Consider the following 18,570-nt stretch of genomic DNA (forward strand, 5'->3'; position numbering starts at 1 on the left):
GGTCAGTCCTTCAGTCCGGCGTTGATGTCGGCGCCCATGACGTAGCGCTGGAAGACCAGGAAGATGGCGATCAGCGGGATCATGGAGATGACCGATGCGCCGAGCAGTACCGACCAGTTGATGTTCTGCGCGCCGACGATGCTCTGGATGCCGATCTGCACGGTGAACTTGTTGGGGTCGTTGAGCATCAGCAGCGGCCAGATGTAGTCGTTCCACCGCCACTGGAAGGACAGGATGGCGAGCGTCAGCATGATGGGCCGGGAGAGCGGCACCATGATCCGCAGGAAGATCGACAGTTCACGGGCGCCGTCGATGCGTGCGGCTTCCACGAGTTCGTCGGGAACCGTCAGGAAGAACTGGCGGAACATGAAGCATCCGGTCGCGGTGAGCACGGCCGGGAGGATGATGCCGGCGAACGAGTTGTAGAGGCCGAGGTTGCGGACCACCAGGAATTCGGGGGCGAGCATGACCTCGGACGGCAGCATCGTGGTGGCCAGGATGCAGATGAAGAACGCCTTGAGCCATTTGTTGTCGTACTTGGCCAGCGCGTACCCGGTGCAGCAGCTGACGCCCACCGTGAGGATCGTCGTGATCACGCACACGATGGCCGTGTTGATGAAGTACTGGGAGAAGTTGGCGCTTTCCCACGCTGCCTTGAAACCCGACAGGGTGGGGTTGTGCGGGACCAGCGTCAGCGGATACGAGAACAGGTCGCTGGCCGGCTTGAAGGAGCTGAGGACGAACCACAGCACCGGAAACCCGTACAGGCACGCCAGGATCCACAGCAGTGTCGTCGGGGCCACCGCCCGCCGGAACCCGCCACTGGCCGCCCCGCGGGGCCGCTTCTTGGCGGCGGGACGCTTGGCGTCGGCGTCGAGCGGGCGTGGCATGTCTGTGGTTGTCATCGGTTCTCCACCCGCCGGTTGACGATCAGCTGGACGATCGCGACGGCCATCAGGATGAGCATGAGCACGAATGACGCGGCGCTCGCGTAGCCGATCTGGCCCCGTTTGAAGCCGGTCTCGTAGATGTACTGGACGAGCAGGTTGTTCGAGGTGCCGGGTCCGCCGTTGTTGAGGGCGACGAACACCGGGTATTCCTTCATCGCGTTGATCGTGTTGAGCAGGATGACGATGAACGAGGTGGGCGCGATGCTCGGCAGCGTGATGCTGAAGAACTGGCGCCAGGGGCCGGCGCCGTCGAGCGAGGCCGCCTCGTAGTAGGACACCGGCACGTTCTTGATCGCCGCGATGAACAGCAGCATCGAGAAGCCCGTCCAGGCCCAGGACGCCGCCATCACGACCACTATCAGCGACAGGTCCGCGTTCGACTGCCACGGAACGCCGCTGCCGCCGAACTTCTCGATGACGTAGTTGACCAGTCCGAAGTTCTCACCGAACATCCACCGCCACAGGACACCCACGACGATGGGCGACAGCAGCCACGGAATGAAGAAGAGGACTCGGGCGACCGACCCGCCCTTGGCGTTCTTGCTCACCAGCAGGTTGGCGGTGAGCAGCGAGACCGCGAAGTTCAGCGGTACGAAGAGCACGGCGTACAGCAGCGTCCGGGTCAGCGCGTCGTAGAACGTGGAGTCCCCGAGCAGGTTGTGGTAGTTGTCCAGTCCGACGAACTGGAACGCCCCCACTCCCGTGTAGTTCGTGAACGAGTAGACGAGCCCGATCACCGCCGGCCAGACGAAGAACAGCGCGAAGAGCACGACATTGGCCGCGATGAGGACGAGCGGCGCAAGGATGTACTTGCTGCGTCTCCTGGACGGGCTCGGCGGGCTCGCGGACACGTCCGAGGCGCGTTTTGTCATCTTCCTGACTCCGTGCTGGTGGAATGGATTCCTGTGGGCTCACGCCATGAGCCCGGCCTTGGCCGGGCGGCCGGGCCGGGCGGCGGGGTCTCGACCCCGCAGCCCGGCGCGCGGGCCTACGATCAGCCGCCGACCTGCTGGTTGTAGCCGGCCACGATGTTCTCCAGGGCCTTGTCGGCCGACTGCTGGCCGTTGATCGCCTTGCCCAGCTCCGTCTTGGTCGGGTCCTCAGTGAGGCTCTTGCCCTTCAGCACCCAGTTCGTCTGCGCACCGTTGAAGTAGCCGGAGATCGGGGCGTACAGCGGGATCGACTCGTTGTACAGCTTGAACGCCGCCTGCGCCGCCTCGGACTTGAAGGGGTACGTCGGGTTCAGACCGCTCTCGACCGGCAGGAAGCCGGACGCCTCGCACAGCGCCTGGTAGTGGGCCGGCTCGTACAGCCAGGACAGGAACTTCTTCGCGGCGGCGGACGCGTCGGCGTTGTTGTTGAAGCCCACGACGTTGCCGCCGCTGTTCACGTCGCTGGCCTGCACCGGCTGGGCGGGGGTCGGGACGCTCGCCCACTCGAACTTCTTGATGCTGTCCGCGAAGGCGGGCACCTGCCACACGCCGGACCAGTAGGCGACGACGTCACCGCTCTGGAACATGGCGGACGGGTCGGCGCCGCTGGTCCACACCGACTTGGGCATGGTCTTGTCGTCGTTCCATCCGACGAAGGTGTTCACGGCCTTCTTGGTCGCCGCGTCCACCGAGAACTTGCCGGAGTCGTCCGCGTGGACGTACTGCCCGCCCATCTCGTACACCATGGCGCGCAGCCGCGACGGCGACTGGTCGAAGGTCAGGGAGTACTTGGCCTTGGTCTTCTCGCGGACCTCGTTCGCCGCCTTGATGAAGTCGGTCCAGGTCCAGGTCTTGGAGGGCTCGGTCGGGAAGGAGACACCGGCCTTCTCGAAGAGCGACTTGTTGATGTACAGGCCGGACGCGGTGACGTCCGAGGGGATGGCCAGCACCTTGCCGGACGAGTCCTTGGCGAGGAAGTTGGGGTTGATCTTGTTGGTCTTGTTGTTGGCGATGGAGGCGAGGTCGATCAGCTTGCTCGACCAGATCGGGTCCAGCGCCGGCACGGCCGCCACGTCGGGCAGGGAGTTCGCCTGCGCGGCGTTGTGCAGCTTCGTCGCGTAGCCGTCGTAGGGGATGTTGACGAGCTTGACGGCGACGCCGGTTTCCTTCTTGTAGTCCGCCACCATCTTCTTCCAGCCCGCGTCCTGCCCCGGAACCGTGGAGATCCAGAACGTCAGCGACTTGGACGTGCCGCCCGAGTCGGACCCCCCTCCGCAGGCGGAGAGCAGCAGGGCACCTGCCGCGACCCCGGCAGCGAGGGGAACCAGGCGGCGTATGCCGCCGCGGCCGAGTCGGCGGGAGCGCCGCACACCCACAGTGGTCATCTTCGATCCCTTTTTTTCGTCGTAGGGGACGGAGCACGGCGCCGACCGAGGCGGCACGGGTGCATTTTGCAGGAAGGTTTGCTTTCCGATGGCGTCGGCCTCGCCCGGCCGCTTCGCCTCGACGGGTGGGATCCCCGGCCATGAGGGCCGTCGTCGCACAAGCGCGCCCTCGTGCGGCTCCCGTACTTCGCGTACGGGCGGGATGCTCAACCCAAGCCGGCGTCCCGACCGACTTAGAAAGCGCTTGTCCGGACATTGGCAGACCGAGTCGCAGGCCGTCAATCCTTGGCCCGCGCTGCCTCGGTCACGGTTTGGACTCCCCGGGCGACCGCGAGCCGTGCGGCACCCGCGACGGTGCCGCTGTCCCCGACCGTGCTGCTGACCACCTCGGTGGGCCAGCTCAGCCGCCCCAGCTCGGCCCGCACCCCGGGCAGCAGCTGCGGATCCGCGCCCGTGCTGCCCCCCAGCACGATCAGGCCCGGGTCCAGCACCGCGGTCACGGCGGCGGCCAGCCGTCCCACGTCCGCGGCATGGCGGCCGACGACGTCGAGGGCCGGGGCACGCCCCTCCCCCGCGAGGGCGAAGAGCCGCTCGGTGGTGCGCGGGCAGGGCCCGTCGGCGGCCCGCCAGGCCGCCGCGGCGCGGCGCAGCAGGGAACGCGCGCCGATGTACTCCTCCAGTGCCTCCTGACGCGGCTCACGGCCGTCGTCCCAGGGGTACGGCAGCCGGGCCAGCTCTCCGGCGGCGCCGTTCGAGCCGCGCAGCACCGAGCCGCCGACGACGATGCCGAGGCCGATGCCCACCCCGATCCGCAGATAGCCGAAGGTGTGCCGGCCGCGCGCGGCCCCCTCGTGCAGTTCCGCGAGCGCGGCGCAGTTCACGTTGTTCTCCAGGTGGACGGGCACCCCCGGCGGCAGCGCGACGGCCATGGCGTCGAAGACCGGGCCGGCCTTGGCGGTGGCGGGGCGCATGCCGCTGCCTCGCAGGTCCCGCGCGGCGACGTCTCCGACGGCGACCACGATGGAGCGCAGCGGAACCCCGCCGGGCAGCGCGGTGAGGGCCTCCCGTACGGCGTCGGCGGCGTCCTCGCGGGAGGCGGTGGCCTCGGCGAGCAGGGTGCCGTCCAGGGCGCAGCCGCGGACCCGGGTGAGGGCGGGGCCCAGGTCGACGGCGAGTACCGCGCCGGCGGCCGGGCCGAGACCGTATACGGCCGCCGTGCGGCCGGTGCCCCCGGAGGCGGTGCCGGAATGCGCGGCCAGCCGGGCGCCCTCCAGCTCGGCGACGGCGGAGGACACCGTCGGCTTGGACAGGCCCGCCAGGGTCGCGAGCTGCGGCCGGGTCGCGCTGCCCGCCTGGGCCAGCACGGCGAACACCGCACTGGCGCTCTCGGTCAGGCGGGGGGCTTCCGCCACGTCGAGTTCCACAGTTTCCCCCACACGGGTACAGGGCCGCGCGCCCGTGCCGATCTCTCGGCGGGCTGCGGCGATGGGATGCTCCGACGTCGCGCGTTTCCCGTCCCGCGGCGGCCCGGACGGGAGCCTGGACGGACGAGTGCGCGATTGCTCTTGACGCACTGTACTTCGTTAGTTAACTTCCTAACGAACTCCACGGTACTCGCCTGCCGTGCTCGTCAGAAGCCCGTCCCGGGGCTTCCCTAGTTCACCGATCCGTAATCCATCAGACACGGTTCGCCCGCCGTCGCAGCTCTGCGCAGCAACGACGAAAGAGGATCCGTGCAGGACTCTCCCCCTTCGGGCCCCCTCGTGGTCGGCGTCGACGTGGGCGGCACCAAGACACATCTGCGTGCCCTCGCCGGCGACGTCGTCGTGGCCGACCACGTCCGCTCCAGCGCCGGCTGGCGGCCGCACGACCGGGCCGCCGCCGCACGCCGCCTCACCGACCTCGTCCGCGAGGCGCTGCCCGAGGGCGCGCGCCCCGCCGCACTCGCGGTGGGCGCGCACGCGTGCGAGACCCCACGCCAGTGCGCGGAGATCCGCGACGCCCTGCGGCTCTCCCTCGGTGTGCCCGCGCGCGTGGTGGGCGACGCCGAACTGCTCGTGCCCGCCGCCGGACTGGACAAGGGCGTCGGCCTCGTGGCCGGCACCGGCTCGGTGGCGGTGGGCCGGCTGCCCGGCGGCGACCCCGTCCAGGTGGGCGGCTGGGGCGCGGTCCTCGGCGACGAGGGCGGAGCCGCCGGTCTGGTCCGCGAGGCGGCCCGGGCCGTATGGGCCGCCCACGACCGCGGCGAGGAACCCGGAGCGCTGGCTCTGGGCCTCCTCGCCGCTTTCGGCGTGCCCGAGGTGCCGGCGCTCGGCGCGGCCCTGGAGGCCGCCTCGGACGTCTCCGCCGAGTGGGGACGGCACGCTCCCGCCGTCTTCGCGGCCGCGGCCGAGGGCTCCGCGCTCGCCCGCTCCGTGATCGCCGAGGCCGGTGCGGCGCTCGCCGCGCTCGTCGCCCGCCTCGCCGCGCGCGGGGTCCCGGTCGACGACGTGGTGGTGGCGGGCGGCACGGTGCTCGGCCAGCCGGCGCTCTACGAGGCGTTCGCCGCCGCGCTCGCCGACGCGATCCCGGGAGCGCGGCCACGGCCGCTCACCGTGCCGCCGGTCGAGGGCGCGGTGGCGTTGGCGCGCGCCCTCCTGTGAGACGCCGACCTCTCGTTCACCCGCAGGACACGCACCGGTCGCCGGGTCATCGCGGAAGCGACACGACTCGGCCGTAGATCTTCGCTCGTACGCGTCTTCCGGCTCACACGTCGTCAAAAGACAGCCGGGTCGCATCCGATCGCACGTACTGCGCACGCACTCCCGCACGATTCCCGCTCGTATTCCCGCAGGCATCCCGCACGTCCTTCCCGGCCACCAGGCCGAAGAACTCGAGAGAGGCACACTCATGCCGTCACCCGCCGGGCAGTCCACCCCCTCGGCCGTGAACAGAAGGCGCTTCCTGAAGGTGTCCTTCGGCGGCTCGGCGGCCCTGGTGGCCGCCCCGACGCTGGTCTCCTGGCTGGGCGCGGCCGACGCCAAGGCCGCCACGAGCCCGCTCCCGTTCGTCGACGACTACAAGACGAACATCACGACGAACCTCACGCCCGAGACCAACGCCGTGGTGCGGATCCTGGGCGGCTTCGCCCAGGTGTGGAAGACCGGCGGCGCCTGGAACAGCGGCACCCCCTTGCAGCCCGAGACACTGCGCGCCAACATGCGCTACTGCATCGCGATCACCCGCTCCCGCACGGAGGCCGCGGGCCGGCAGGCGTTCGTCTACGACCGCCAGCACCAGAGCTACGCGATGATCGCCGGACTCGGCCCGCTGGCGGATCTCTACCGGACCGGCGCCAAGGCCGTCACGTCGATCACCAGCGCGCCGGACACCACTCCCGCCACCACGATCAGTGACGCCGTGCCCGCGGACGCGCCCGCCGGCTCCGCGATCGGCGCCGGCTCCTACACCTCCGACCTCGGCCAGGTCGCCAAGCTCGTCGACACCGTGCGCGGCCCGTTCGCCTCCGGCAACCCGGGCAAGTACGCCTTCCAGTACCCGCGCCCGTGGCGCATGAACGAGAACAGCGAGGTCGTCGACACCGGGAAGACCGATGCCCTCGGCTTCCCGGTGTACGACTCGAAGGTGGTCGTCGTCCCGCAGCTGCTGCGTCAGCGCGGCACCTCCCCGACCGACGACGGCGGCTTCCCCAGCGGGCACACCAACGCCTTCCACCTGGCGTCGCTGGCGTACGCGTACGCCGTGCCCGAGCGGTTCCAGGAACTGGTCACCCGCGCCCTCGAACTCAGCCACACCCGGATCGTCTCCGGCATGCACTCCACCGTCGACGTCCTGGGCGGCCGCATCATGGCCACCGCCCTCGCCGCCGCCGCGCTCGCCGATCCGGCCAACGCCGGCCTCAAGGCGGCCGCCCGCGCCCAGGCCCTGGCCTACTTCACCGAGAAGACCGGCACCACGGCCGACACCCTGTCCGCCTACGCGCACTCCGACGCCTCGGACGCGTACGCCGACCGCGAGGCCAACGCGCGGGCCAACGAGCCCCGCCTGACCTACGTCCTCGAGCGCCAGGGCCGCAGGACGCCGCTCACCGTGCCCAAGGGCGCCGAGGTGCTGCTGGAGACCCGGCTGCCGTACCTGACCGCCGACCAGCGCCGCGAGGTGCTGCGCACGACCGCGCTGCCCTCCGGGTACGTCCTGCTGGACGGCTTCGAGCAGTGGGGCCGGCTGAACCTGTTCGCCGCGGCGGACGGGTACGGCGCCTTCGACTCCGACGTCACGGTCACGCTGGACGCGTCGAAGGGCGGCTTCGACGCGGCCGACGCCTGGCGCCACGACATCGAGGGCGAGGGCGGTCTGACCAAGCGCGGCACGGGCACGCTCACCCTGACCGGGCACAACCGCTACCACGGCGGTACCGTGCTGACTGAGGGCGTGCTCGTCGCCGGGCACGCCAACGCCCTCGGCCAGGGCGACGTACGGCTGACCGGCGGCACGCTGCGCGCGGGCGCGCCGGTGCGGGTGCGGGGCGCGTGGGCCCAGGGGTCCGGCGCGGTGCTGGATCTGACGCTGCGCGGGCACCACGGGCCCGTCCTCACGGTGTCCGGGCGGGTCCGGCTGGACCGGGGCGCCGTGCTGTCGCTGCGCCTCGACGCCGAGCGGCCGCCGGCCGCGGGGACCACGGTCCCGGTGATCGAAGCCGCGGCGCTGCGCGGTCAGTTCGACCGCGTCGAGCTGAACTCCGACGGCCTGCGCGCCGTACCCGTGTACACGGCAGACGGTCTGTCGGTACGACTCCTGAAGCGGTAACACCCTGCGCGGCGGGAGCCGGCGCGGAGCGAGCCCCCGAGGCGGCTCCGCACCGGTTCCGGCCACCGGCCGGCCGGTGTCACCGCAGGGCGGACGATGGCAACCGAACCGCACCCGGTCCTGGAGACCACCCCCGACGCGAAGGCGGCGCCGCCCTCGCCGCCGGCCCGCCGGCGGCTGCTCGTCCCGGTCCTGGTGGCCGTCCTGTTGACCCAGATGGCCGTCGCGATGGTCACCGGCGCGGTGCGGCAGACCCCGACCATCGACGAGCCGGTGTACGTCGCGACGGCGGCCGAGTACCTCCACGAGCACCGGGTGCGCCTCAACCCGGAGCACCCGCCCCTCGGCAAACTCGTCGTCGCCGTCGGCGTGGCCCTCGCCCGCCCGCACGTCGACCCGTCGTTCACCGGTACCCAGGAGGCGGCGGGCCGGCACCTGCTGTACGAGTCCGGCAACGACCCCTGGCAGCTGATGCTGTGGGCCCGGCTGCCGGTGATCGCGCTGACCCTGCTGTTCGGCCTGGTGGTGTTCGCGTTCACCCGTGACCTCGCCGGACCCGTCCCCGCGCTGGCGGCGCTCGCCCTGTACGCCTTCTCCCCCGACGTCGTCGCGCACGGCTCGCTGGCCACGCTCGACGTCCCGGCGGCGGGGTTCCTGCTGACGTCGGCGTGGCTGCTGTGGCGGGCCCGCAGCGGGGCGCGCCGGTACCTCCCGCTCGCCGGGGCCGCTCTCGGCACGGCGCTCGCCACGAAGATGAGCACGCTGCCCGCGGTCCCCGTGCTGGCGGCCCTGGCGGCGCTGTCGGTGTGCGCCCGGCGCCCCCGCGGCTTCCGCAGGGCGCTGCTGGGTGCGGCGGTGGTGACGGTGACCGCCGTGGCCGTCGTCTGGGCCGCGTATCTCGTGGTCGATCCGCGGCTGCGCTGGGACGCCGGGGCGACCCATGTGCCCGTCGTGCACGGCCTGCGCGGGCACCTCGTGCGGCTGCTGCCCTTCCCCGAGGCGTACCGGGACGGCATGCGGATCCAGTTCGGTCTGGAGAACCGGTCGTGGTCGGGCTTCCTGTTCGGGCACGTGTACTCCGGCGCCCGCTGGTACTACCTGCCGGTCGCCCTGGTCGTGAAGACCCCGCTCGGGATGCTCGCCCTGTGGGCGGCCGGGGCGGTCGTGCTGGTCGTGGTGCGACGGCTGCGGCCCGCGGCGCCGTACGTGCTCGTCCCGGCCGCCGTGCTGCTGGCCTCGGCCATGACCGGGGCACGGGACCTGGGGACCCGGTACGCCGTCTTCCTGCCGATGTTCCTCGCGGTGGCCGCGGGGTGCGTCCTGACCGTGCGCCGGCGGTGGGCCCCCGTGGCGGTGGGGGCGCTGGTGGCGTTCGTCGCCGTCAGCTCGCTGCGGACGTACCCCTCCTACCTGCCGTACTCCAACGAGGCGTTCGGCGGACCGGCGAAGACGCATCTGCGGCTGCACGACTCCAACGTGGACTGGGGCCAGGACCTGGGACGGCTGGCGGACCGGCTGCACAGCAGCTATCGGGGCGAGCGGGTGTGGCTCGTGTACAAGGGCAGCGGGGTGCCCGCCTACTACGGCATCGACGCCTCCGACCCCAGGCGGGTGCCGCCCGCGAAGGTGCACGGGCTGCTGGTCGTGTCGGACTCCGCGGTCGCCGAGGCCAGGGGCGGGCTGGCCGTGCTGCTGCGGTCCAGCCGGCCGGTCGACGAGGTCGGCGACTCGATCACGCTGTACCGGCGGTAATCCACGATCACCGGGTGTGCGCCAGGGCGTCTTCGCCCACCCTGACAGGCCCGGTCCCTGAAGTATGTTGAGCCCGTGGAAGACAAAGGAGGCGCACCGGTGCCATCGCCGCAACAGGCACGCGCACAGGCATCCGCGATCACCTCGGGCAGAACCGGTCCGGAGACGGAGGTGTCCCCGACCTCCCGGCTCAGGGCGCTCTTCGACGGGCCCCATCTGTCCCCGGGTCAACGGCGCATCGCCCAGTATCTGATCGAGCACATCACCGAGGCGGCGTTCCTGTCGATCACCGACCTCGCGGACCGGGTCGGGGTGAGTCAGCCCTCGGTGACCCGGTTCGCCGCGGCGGTCGGCTTCAGCGGGTATCCCGCGCTGCGGGAGAGGCTCCAGTCGATCGCGCTGGGCGCCCTGGCCGGCGGTCCGGCGGCGGCCGAGGTGAACCGGAGCAACGAGCTCCAGGCGGCGGTCGAGGCGGAGATCGAGAACCTGGAGAACCTGCGGCGCGACTTCGCCGACCCGGACCGGGTCATCGACGTGGGCCGCAAGCTGTCGCAGTCGACGCCGCTGACCGTCCTCGGGCTGCGGATCTCCGTCTCGCTCGCCGAGTACTTCGCCTACGCCGCCCGTCGGGTCCACCCGGACGTACGGCTGGTGACCCGGGCCGGCAGCGTCGCCTACGACGCGCTTCTGCAGTCCCGGGAGGCGGGCGGGACCTGGGTGCTGGCGTTCTCGATGCCTCGGCACGCGCAGGAGACGCTGACCGCCGTACGGGTCGCGCGCAGCGCCGGTCTCAAGGTGGCGCTGATCACCGACCTGGCGCTGGGGCCGGTGGCCGACGAGGCCGACGCGACGTTCGCCACCGGCACCGGCTCCCGCCTGGTCTTCGACTCCTACGCCGCCCCCGGCGTGGTGGCCGCCGCGCTGCTCCAGGCGATGACCGACGCGGGTCCCGAGCGCACCCAGGCGCGGCTCGAGGAGTACGAGCAGATCGCCGAGCAGCACCAGTTCTTCCTGCGCGAGTGACCGGCCTTCCGAAGGCCACCCCCCTCCCCGGAAATACGCAGAGGGATCATTGCGGGCATTTCGCGCATGAATGTTTTCATACGTCTTGCAAAGCCGTCGGCATATATAAATACTGCTCGCATCCGCCCGCCAAAGGGCTCATGTACGGGCACCCGAAGCCGCCGTCCCCTACCCGCGTCGGCGCCCAGGGTGTTCGGGGCATCGCTCGCGCGAGCGCCCGTGGTGGCCCCGGTCTTCCCCTGGGCCGGGGCCACCCCGAACCGTCGGACCACCGTCACGACGCCAACACCGGAAGCGATGATCATGACCCTGACGACGACGCGCATCAGTTCGGACTGGCCGTGCCAGGTCAAGACTCCCGGCAGCTACGACTGGGAGCGCTCGGCCGCCAAGTGGCTGCGCGAGCTGGTGCCCGCGCGCTACGCGAGCTACCCGGCGCTGCTGCGCCACCCGGTACTGCTCGCCCGCCACGCGCAGATCCAGGTCCAGAACGAGGTCCGGGTGGCCCGCACCGCTCTCCAGACCGCCCGCGCCGACCTGCCCCGGCTCGGACTGCCGGAGTCGGTCATCGAGCACACGATCAAGATGTACGCGGCCGAGGTCATGCAGTTGCAGCACATCGCCCGCAGCGTCCGAGCGGTCACCCAGGCCCTGGTCGAGCAGAGCTCCGGGCGCTGAACGGGAAGATCCGTTCGCCTCCCCCCGACGGGCATCGCGCCTGACGGGAGCGTTGCGGCAAGACCTCGATCGAAGTCACCACGATGTGCCATGCTCGGGGCGTGACGAGCGAACCCGCCCTGCCCGCCCAGTCCGGTGACGTGCCCGACATGGCGGCGCTGACCCGGGTCGTGGCGCGCCAGCGCGCGGAGCTGGACCGGCTGCAGGATGCTGCGGCCACCGCGGCCGTGCTGGAACGCGCCAAGGGCGCGGTGATGGCACAGCTCGGCTGCTCGCCGGACGCCGCGCAGGAGGAGCTCCAGCAGCGGGCGAAGGCCAGGGAGCGGACGCTTCTCGAGGAGTGCTGGATCACCCTCGGCGCGCTCTTCGCGCAACCCCGCGGCGCCGCGCCGACTCCGGCCGGACTCCCCGACCGCGGGACCGCACCCGGGCCGGCCCCCGACGAGATCGACGCCGCCGCCCTCGGTTGTCTGGCCCGGGCCCTCGTCCGGGTCGGCAGCCCGCACGATCTCGCCCGCTGTCTGCTGGACCGGCTCGCCCCTGACGTGGGCGCCGGCGCCGTGATGATCTTCGCGCGGCGTGGCGGGGGCCTGGAGCTCACCGGGCACGCCGGCATCGAGCGGACGCTGGCCGAACAGTGGAGCCGGGTGCCGCCGGTCGGCGGGATCGCCGCGCTGGACGCCCTCGCCGCCGGGCAGCCGCGCTGGCTGGAGGACCTCCGGGAGGACGGCAAGCGGTACCACCTGATCGGGGACCCGCCCGAGCGGTGGCCGTCCCGGGCCTGGCTGCCCGTGGTGACCGGAGGGTCGGCCGACTTCGTGCTCGGCGTCCTGCGCCGCCGCGAGGGCCCCTTCCCGCCCCCGGTCCGGGAGCATCTGCTGGCCGTCGCCCAGTTGTGCGCGGGCCCGTTGCACATGTTCGGCACCCGGCCGGACCACGTCGCGGGCGGGGTCGCGGACGCCGTGCAGACGGTGCTCGACCGGCTGCCCGTCGCGGCGGTGCTCCTCGCCCCGCTGCGCTCCGCGTCGGGGGACGTGGAGGACTTCCGCATCGAAGCCGCGACCAGCGTGACGTCCGACGCCGTGGGCCGCAGCGGGCGCGAGCTGGTCGGCCTGCGCTTCCTGGACTGCTGGCCGGAGGTCGCCCGCGACGCGCTGTGGGAGGGGTGCCTGCACGTGCTGGCCGACGAACGGCCGTACGAGAGCGAGCCGTTCGCCCGGCAGCAGATCGTGTCCGGGGTGAGCGAGACGGCCACCTACTCGGTGCGGGTGATGCGGCTGGGCGACGGGCTGGTCGTCAGCTGGGTCCGGCACGATCCGTCCGACCGGCAGGAGCAGCGGCTGGCGGACGTGCAGCGACTGGGCAACCTCGGCTGGGTCAACTGGAACCTGGACACGGGCGAGGGAAACTGGTCCTCCCAGGTCTTCAGCATCTTCGAGCGGGACACCGCCCAGGGTGTCGTCCCGCTTTCCGGCCTGCCGCGCCTCGCCTCCCCCGAGGACCTGCCGACGCTCGCCCGCGCCGTCGGAGAGCTGGTGCGGCACGGGCGGCCGTGCGACGTGCCGTTCCGGATCGTCACCCGGGCCGGCATCCGGCATCTGCGGGTCGTCGCCGAGGCCGTCTCGGACGCCGGCGGCACCCCCGTCGAGGTGCACGGCTTCGTGCAGGACCTCACCGCGCAGCGCAGCGCCGAACTCGCCCTCGTCGCGAGCGAGCGGGCCATGCTCACCCAGCACGGAGTGCTCGAGGCCGAGCGCCTGGTGGCCGCCCGGTTGCAGGACGCGCTGCTGCCCCTGCCGAAGCAGCCCGTCCGGCTGGCCGGGCTGCGCGTGGACATCGCCTACCTGCCCGCGCAGTCGGGACTCAGCGTCGGCGGCGACTGGTTCAGCGCCATCGAACTGCCCGACGGCGACGCCCTGTTCGTGGTGGGTGACGTGGCCGGGCACGGCATGGGCGCGGTGGCCTCGATGGCCCTGCTGCGCTTCACCGCCAAGGGCATGGTCATCACGGGTTCGTCGCTGACCGGGGCCCTCAGCCGCCTCAACGCCCTGCTGCTGCACTCCCGCGACCCGCACGGCTCGGCGACCATGGTGCTGGCCCGCTACAGCCCGCGCGAACGGCGACTGGAGTGGGCGCAGGCCGGCCACCCGCCGCCGTTGCTGGTGCGAGCCGGTGAGGCGCGCTACCTCGACCGCCCCTTCGGGATGCTGCTCGGCGCGACCGACTCGCCTCGCTACGAGGCGGCGGAGGTCCGGCTGGAGCCCGGCGACCGGATCCTGCTCTACACCGACGGCCTGGTGGAGCGGCCCTTGGAGAGCATCGACCGCGGCCTGGAGCGGCTGGCCAGGGCCGCCGTGCCCCGGACCGGGGCCGGCCCCGCCCCGCTGGAACAGCTGCTCGGCGCGACGCTGGAACCCGAGGTACGCGACGATGTGTGCGTGCTCGACATCCGGGTGCCGCCGGACTCCGAGCGGTAGGACGGCTCAGTCGTCGCGGTGCCGCCAGTACCACAGCGCCCCGACCACGACGGCCAGCAGGAACACGACGGGCAGCACCAGACCCGGGATGCGGGACACGCTCATGCGGACGGCTTTCGGCTCGGCGGGTCGAGGCGCCGAACGCGCGCCGACCCGCCGTCCATGGTGACACGCGACACACTGTCGACCGTGGCCTGTCCCCGAGGCGGTCACCCGGTCATCCGTCGGCCGAGGCGGTACGGGACTCCAGATCACGGCGGGTGTCGTCGCCGTAGACGCCGCTCTCGTCGCCGCGAATGCCGTACCAGAGCTGGAAACGGGCCACGGCCTCGGTGAGAACGGTGTCGTAACGGCCGTCGGTGGGGCCGTTGTCGTACACGTTCGGGATGCGCAGCAGGCGCTGCTGGAGGTCGGTCACCTCGGTGCCGCTGTCCCCCTCCCGCAGGGTGCCGGCTCCGTCGGGGTCGGCGGACGCGCTCGCGGTGGCGGCCGGGGTGGGGGTGGCCGCCGTCGGCGGGGGTGTCTGCGCGGCGGCCTCGCCGCCCCGGCCCGGCAGCAGCAGCGCGCCGGCGAAGCCGACGAGGGCGGCGGCGCACACGCCGACCGCGATGGCGCCGCGTCGCACGCCCGCACCGGACCCGCCGCGGGCGCGGGCCCGCGCACCGTCCGCGGCCGGTGCGGCCCCGGATCCGCCCCGCTCCCGCGGCGCGCCTCGGCGGCTGCCGGGGCCGTTGCCGCCGGGCAGCGGGCGGGGCCAGCCGCGCTCGCTCGCCCAGTCCCGGCCGCCGCGTGGCGTCGGCATGGCCTGCGCGGCCGGCGCGGTCACCGTGCGGGGGTCCGGCGGCGGGAGCTCCTGCGGCGGCAGCTCCTGCGGCGGGAGCTCCTGTGTCTCCGCCTCGTCCACGGACGGTGCGGGCCGCAGCGGGATCGACTCGTAGGCGTCCGGGTCCTGGGTCAGTTCGGCCATCTCGCGGAACAGCTCCGCGAGGGCGTCGGTGTTGCGCGGTCGCAGGACCCGGATGGGTTCCAGGACCGGGCGTTCATGCGGCTTTCCGGGTTCCTCCGGTGTCGGCACGCTCGTCTCCCTCCCGTGGGTCCCCCAGGAGAGATACGGGCGGACGGGCGGACGGGTTCAGCCGGCGAGGAAGTGGCGCAGGGAACGGGTCGTCGCGGCGACGAAGGCGTCCTGTCCGGCCTCGTCCAGGGCGTCGAGCGACAGGTACGGGTTGAGGTCCTCCAGCTCGACCAGCAGCAGTTCGCCGTCGGGGGCGCGACAGGCGTCGACGCGCTGGATGCCGTGCGCGAGGCCGTTCCAGTCGATGAAGCGCCGGGCGAACTCCAGGTCCCGCACGGTGGGCCGGTAGGGCTCGAGCTGCCAGCGGCGGTCGGGATGCGGCGCGTACAGGGCGTACTGGAAGTCGTGGTCGACATAGGTGAAGGACACCTCGTAGGCGAAGTCGACGCACGGCTGGATCAGGACCGAGCCGTCGGCCAGGGCGGGGAGCGCGTCGGGCGGCAGGATCCGCAGGCCTATGGAGTCGGCGCCGAGCTTGGGCTTGACGACGTAGCGGTCGGCCTCGGGCAGCCGGTGCAGGTCCTCGGAGCGGTCGACGGTGGGGATGACGGGGTAGCCCTCGGCGCTCAGGTCGAGGAGGTACTGCTTGCCCGCCATGTCGGCGCGGCCGGTGAGCGGGTTGTAGACGCGTACCCCGTCCTGGAGCGCGCGTTCCCGGAAGGCGTCGTACTCCTTCTGATAGCCCAGGACCGGGCCGCTGTTGCGGACGACGACGCCGTCGAAGGAGTGCATCAGGGCGGCCGCGTCCAGCGGGTGGCACAGGGCCAGGTCGAAGTCCGCGCGCAGCCGGGAGGTGAGGAGGACGTCCTCGTCGCAGTAGCGGCGCCCGCGCGCCTGATAGGCCAGGTCGGTCACGTAGAGGAGACGGGGGCGGGCGGCGGACATGCGGTCTCCTGATGACGGTCGAACGGTGCGGAAAGGGTACGTCAGACGGTGTGCGGCGGGTCCGGGGCGGGACGGCCGCGGCCACCGGGGCTCCCGAGCGGCGGTGGGACTCCCGAGGGCCGGTGTGCGGACGGGTCGTACGATGACAGGACCGTCGTTTTTCTCCCGAAGGGCTCGTCGACTCCCGTGACCACCGCAACACTGCTCGACGGCAAGGCCGCCGCGGCCGACATCAAAAGCGAACTCGCCCTGCGCGTCCAGGCGTTGAAGGAGCGCGGGATCCATCCGGGGCTGGGCACGATCCTCGTCGGCGACGACGCGGGCAGCCGGTCCTACGTCGGCGGCAAGCACCGCGACTGCGCACAGGTCGGCATCGCCTCGATCCGCGTGGAACTGCCCGCCGACGCCTCCCAGGCCGACGTCGAGGCCGCCGTGCTGCGGCTCAACGCCGATCCCACGTGCACCGGCTTCATCGTGCAGCTCCCGCTCCCGGCCCATATCGACACCCACGCCGTGCTGGAGCTGATCGACCCGGTCAAGGACGCCGACGGACTCCACCCGACGAACCTCGGCCGGCTGGTGCTGGGCATCCCGGCCCCGCTGCCCTGCACCCCGCGCGGCATCATCGACCTGCTGCGGCGCAACCGGGTGGAGATCACGGGCCAGCAGTTCTGCGTCATCGGCTGCGGTGTCACCGTGGGCAGGCCGCTCGGCCTGATGCTGACCCGCAGCACCGAGCACGCCACGGTGACCCTGTGCCACGAGGCCACCCAGGACACGGCCGCGCACGCCCGGGAGGCGGACGTGGTGGTGGCCGCAGCCGGAGTGGCCCACCTGGTCAGGCCCGACTGGATCAAGCCGGGCGCGACGGTGCTGTCCGTCGGTCTGACCCGCACGGTCGAGGGCATCCTCGGCGACGTCCACCCCGACGTGAGCGATGTCGCCGGGTCCTTCTCCCCGCCGGTCGGCGGGGTCGGGCCGATGACGCGCGCGATGCTGCTGACCAACGTGGTCGAGGCGGCCGAGCGGATGTGACACCGGCACCCGTGCCCGGCACTCGGTTCCCCGACCGAGGGAACTGAGTGCCATCGGTGCCGATCAGGTGTTACGTTCGCGTCCATGAGCGCCACTCACAAGGCGGAGGCCAAACCGCCCATGCGGGACGCCCTGGTCGCGGCGGCCTTCCGGCTGTTCCTTGAGCGGGGCTACGAGCAGACCACCGTCGACGACATCGTGGCCCTGGCGGGCGTCGGCCGACGGTCCTTCTTCCGCTACTTCCCCTCCAAGGAGGACGTGGTCTTCCCCGACCACGAGCGGTGCCTCGCCGACATGACGGCCTTCCTCGCCGCGAGCGGCAAGGAACACGAGCCGGTGCGACGCGTCTGTGACGCCGCCCGGCTCGTCCTGCTGATGTACGCCGAGAACCCTTCGTTCTCCGTGCAGCGCTACCGGCTCACCAAACAGGTGCCCGGACTGCGGGCGTACGAGCTCTCGGTCGTGTGGCGCTACGAGCGCGCCCTCGCCGAGTACCTCCGGGGCCGCTTCACCGGCCGGCCCGACGGCACCCTGCACGCCGACGTGATCGCGGCCGCGGTGGTCGCCGCCCACAACAACGCGCTGCGCTCCTGGCTGCGCTCGGACGGACAGGGCGACGCGAGCGCGACCGTGGAACACGCGCTGGGGTACGTGCAGTCGGCGTTCGGCGCACCCCCGACGGCCCCGGCGCCCGCGGCACGCCCCACGTTCTCGGCGCTCCCCTCGCTCCCGGTGTCGCCCGCCGACGAGTCGCCCGAGGACGTCGTCGTGGTGGTCTCCCGACGCGGGGCACCGCTGTGGCGCGTGGTGCAGGAGATCGAGACGACCCTCGGACGGGACTGAACCCCCCTCAGGACACCCTCGGGCCCCCTGCCGATGCCGTGCCGAACCCCTGCCGAATCCGCGCCGAATCCTCGCAAGATTATGGGTACGCAGTGCCTTTACGAGTGGCACTGAGTGCCATACTCTGTGGGCGTGCACGGTGGCACGGCTGACCGCGCACGTGCGTGCACGGGCGAGCCGGGCACGTGGATTCCGGCCGAGTGCAGGGAGTTGACCCGCGTGTACCACTACTCAGGAAACGCCGTTCAGCAGGCCGCCGGCTCCGCGGCGGGCGTCCTCGACCGCGCGAACGCCGACGGCGACACGATCCTCTTCCAGCGCTGCACCTGGTGCGGCACCGCCATGTACCACCGGCTTCTGTGCCCGGTGTGTCAGGGCAGTGACCTGCGCACGGAACGCAGCGAGGGCGCCGGCACGGTCCGCCACGCCACGGTGGTGAACCGCAACACCCCCGGCGCCCGCAATGTGTCGCTGGTCGAGATGGCCGAGGGCTTCGTCGTGCGCGGCCGGGTCATGGGCCCGCTCATCGGCATCCACAGCGGCGACCGCGTCCGGCTGTCCACGGTCAAGGACCCGGTACGCGGCGAGCCGGTCTTCCAGCTCCTCGACGAGCCCTACCGGGCCTGGCACTAGATGTATTGATCACGAGCGTTGTTAACGCGGGCCGGTCTTGATCGTGGCGAAGGCCCCCGTGTGTGGTGGAGGTGTCGAATCTTCACCGCACGGAGG

The 18,570-nt window shown here is 72.1% G+C and carries 15 protein-coding genes; 9 read left to right on the plus strand and 6 right to left on the minus strand.

Annotated elements, in window-relative coordinates; all coding sequences use genetic code 11:
- Positions 1-2 precede the first annotated feature (2 nt).
- From ACIRPU_RS34740 to ACIRPU_RS34755, 4 genes are all read right to left on the minus strand, one after another.
- Positions 3-905: a carbohydrate ABC transporter permease gene (locus ACIRPU_RS34740; protein ID WP_403874528.1), complete on the minus strand. Its 903-nt coding sequence runs from the start codon at positions 903-905 to the stop codon at positions 3-5.
- Positions 902-1,822 (minus strand): carbohydrate ABC transporter permease, encoded by a 921-nt coding sequence (locus ACIRPU_RS34745; protein ID WP_403874530.1) that lies wholly within the window; start codon positions 1,820-1,822, stop codon positions 902-904. Before ACIRPU_RS34745 ends, ACIRPU_RS34740 begins: the two co-directional genes overlap by 4 nt.
- 122 nt (positions 1,823-1,944) lie before the next feature.
- Entirely contained in the window at positions 1,945-3,267 is a 1,323-nt protein-coding gene (locus ACIRPU_RS34750) for an extracellular solute-binding protein (RefSeq protein ID WP_403874532.1), read from the minus strand.
- A gap of 278 nt (positions 3,268-3,545) precedes the next feature.
- Positions 3,546-4,679: an ROK family transcriptional regulator gene (locus ACIRPU_RS34755; RefSeq protein ID WP_403874534.1), complete on the minus strand. Its 1,134-nt coding sequence runs from the start codon at positions 4,677-4,679 to the stop codon at positions 3,546-3,548.
- A 321-nt stretch (positions 4,680-5,000) separates the two neighbouring features.
- Here ACIRPU_RS34755 and ACIRPU_RS34760 point away from each other — a divergent pair, with 321 nt between their 5' ends.
- The 6 genes from ACIRPU_RS34760 (at position 5,001) to ACIRPU_RS34785 (ending at position 14,003) form a co-directional block, all read left to right on the plus strand.
- Positions 5,001-5,909, plus strand: a complete 909-nt coding sequence (locus tag ACIRPU_RS34760; protein ID WP_403874536.1) for a BadF/BadG/BcrA/BcrD ATPase family protein — start codon at positions 5,001-5,003, stop codon at positions 5,907-5,909.
- Positions 5,910-6,156: 247 nt separating this feature from the next.
- Entirely contained in the window at positions 6,157-8,073 is a 1,917-nt protein-coding gene (locus ACIRPU_RS34765; RefSeq protein ID WP_403874537.1) for a phosphatase PAP2 family protein, read from the plus strand.
- Between the two features lie 96 nt (positions 8,074-8,169).
- Complete coding sequence (locus ACIRPU_RS34770) at positions 8,170-9,825, plus strand: phospholipid carrier-dependent glycosyltransferase (RefSeq protein ID WP_403874539.1); 1,656 nt, start codon at positions 8,170-8,172, stop codon at positions 9,823-9,825.
- Between the two features lie 99 nt (positions 9,826-9,924).
- Complete coding sequence (locus ACIRPU_RS34775) at positions 9,925-10,848, plus strand: MurR/RpiR family transcriptional regulator (RefSeq protein ID WP_355702842.1); 924 nt, start codon at positions 9,925-9,927, stop codon at positions 10,846-10,848.
- A gap of 297 nt (positions 10,849-11,145) precedes the next feature.
- Positions 11,146-11,526, plus strand: coding sequence for a hypothetical protein (locus ACIRPU_RS34780; protein WP_355702841.1), 381 nt, complete (start codon positions 11,146-11,148; stop codon positions 11,524-11,526).
- A gap of 149 nt (positions 11,527-11,675) precedes the next feature.
- Positions 11,676-14,003: a SpoIIE family protein phosphatase gene (locus ACIRPU_RS34785; protein WP_403874555.1), complete on the plus strand. Its 2,328-nt coding sequence runs from the start codon at positions 11,676-11,678 to the stop codon at positions 14,001-14,003.
- A 217-nt stretch (positions 14,004-14,220) separates the two neighbouring features.
- On the opposite strand, the gene ACIRPU_RS34790 is transcribed toward ACIRPU_RS34785, so the two are convergent.
- A complete protein-coding gene (locus ACIRPU_RS34790; protein ID WP_403874542.1) occupies positions 14,221-15,078 on the minus strand; it encodes a peptidoglycan-binding protein in 858 nt (285 codons plus the stop codon).
- Between the two features lie 57 nt (positions 15,079-15,135).
- Positions 15,136-15,963 (minus strand): hypothetical protein, encoded by an 828-nt coding sequence (locus ACIRPU_RS34795; protein ID WP_403874544.1) that lies wholly within the window; start codon positions 15,961-15,963, stop codon positions 15,136-15,138.
- Positions 15,964-16,149: 186 nt separating this feature from the next.
- Here ACIRPU_RS34795 and ACIRPU_RS34800 point away from each other — a divergent pair, with 186 nt between their 5' ends.
- The 3 genes from ACIRPU_RS34800 to ACIRPU_RS34810 all read left to right on the plus strand — a co-directional run bounded on the left by ACIRPU_RS34800 (position 16,150) and on the right by ACIRPU_RS34810 (position 18,474).
- Positions 16,150-16,998 (plus strand): bifunctional methylenetetrahydrofolate dehydrogenase/methenyltetrahydrofolate cyclohydrolase, encoded by an 849-nt coding sequence (locus ACIRPU_RS34800; protein ID WP_384125271.1) that lies wholly within the window; start codon positions 16,150-16,152, stop codon positions 16,996-16,998.
- A gap of 120 nt (positions 16,999-17,118) precedes the next feature.
- Positions 17,119-17,841, plus strand: coding sequence for a TetR family transcriptional regulator (locus ACIRPU_RS34805; RefSeq protein WP_385570530.1), 723 nt, complete (start codon positions 17,119-17,121; stop codon positions 17,839-17,841).
- 219 nt (positions 17,842-18,060) lie between these two features.
- Positions 18,061-18,474 (plus strand): zinc ribbon domain-containing protein, encoded by a 414-nt coding sequence (locus ACIRPU_RS34810; protein WP_355702837.1) that lies wholly within the window; start codon positions 18,061-18,063, stop codon positions 18,472-18,474.
- Positions 18,475-18,570: the final 96 nt, after the last annotated feature.

Origin of the sequence: Streptomyces sp. NPDC102259 (genome assembly GCF_044766465.1) — a bacterium.
Classification (GTDB): Bacteria; Actinomycetota; Actinomycetes; order Streptomycetales; family Streptomycetaceae; genus Streptomyces.

Excerpts from the sequence above, each read along its gene's own strand:
- ACIRPU_RS34740 (WP_403874528.1), bottom strand. The coding sequence starts at position 905 with ATGACAACCACAGACATGCCACGCCCGCTCGACGCCGACGCCAAGCGT.
- ACIRPU_RS34745 (WP_403874530.1), bottom strand. The coding sequence starts at position 1,822 with ATGACAAAACGCGCCTCGGACGTGTCCGCGAGCCCGCCGAGCCCGTCC.
- ACIRPU_RS34750 (WP_403874532.1), bottom strand. The coding sequence starts at position 3,267 with ATGACCACTGTGGGTGTGCGGCGCTCCCGCCGACTCGGCCGCGGCGGC.
- ACIRPU_RS34765 (WP_403874537.1), top strand. The coding sequence starts at position 6,157 with ATGCCGTCACCCGCCGGGCAGTCCACCCCCTCGGCCGTGAACAGAAGG.
- ACIRPU_RS34770 (WP_403874539.1), top strand. The coding sequence starts at position 8,170 with ATGGCAACCGAACCGCACCCGGTCCTGGAGACCACCCCCGACGCGAAG.
- ACIRPU_RS34780 (WP_355702841.1), top strand. The coding sequence starts at position 11,146 with ATGATCATGACCCTGACGACGACGCGCATCAGTTCGGACTGGCCGTGC.
- ACIRPU_RS34785 (WP_403874555.1), top strand. The coding sequence starts at position 11,676 with ATGGCGGCGCTGACCCGGGTCGTGGCGCGCCAGCGCGCGGAGCTGGAC.
- ACIRPU_RS34795 (WP_403874544.1), bottom strand. The coding sequence starts at position 15,963 with ATGTCCGCCGCCCGCCCCCGTCTCCTCTACGTGACCGACCTGGCCTAT.
- ACIRPU_RS34805 (WP_385570530.1), top strand. The coding sequence starts at position 17,119 with ATGCGGGACGCCCTGGTCGCGGCGGCCTTCCGGCTGTTCCTTGAGCGG.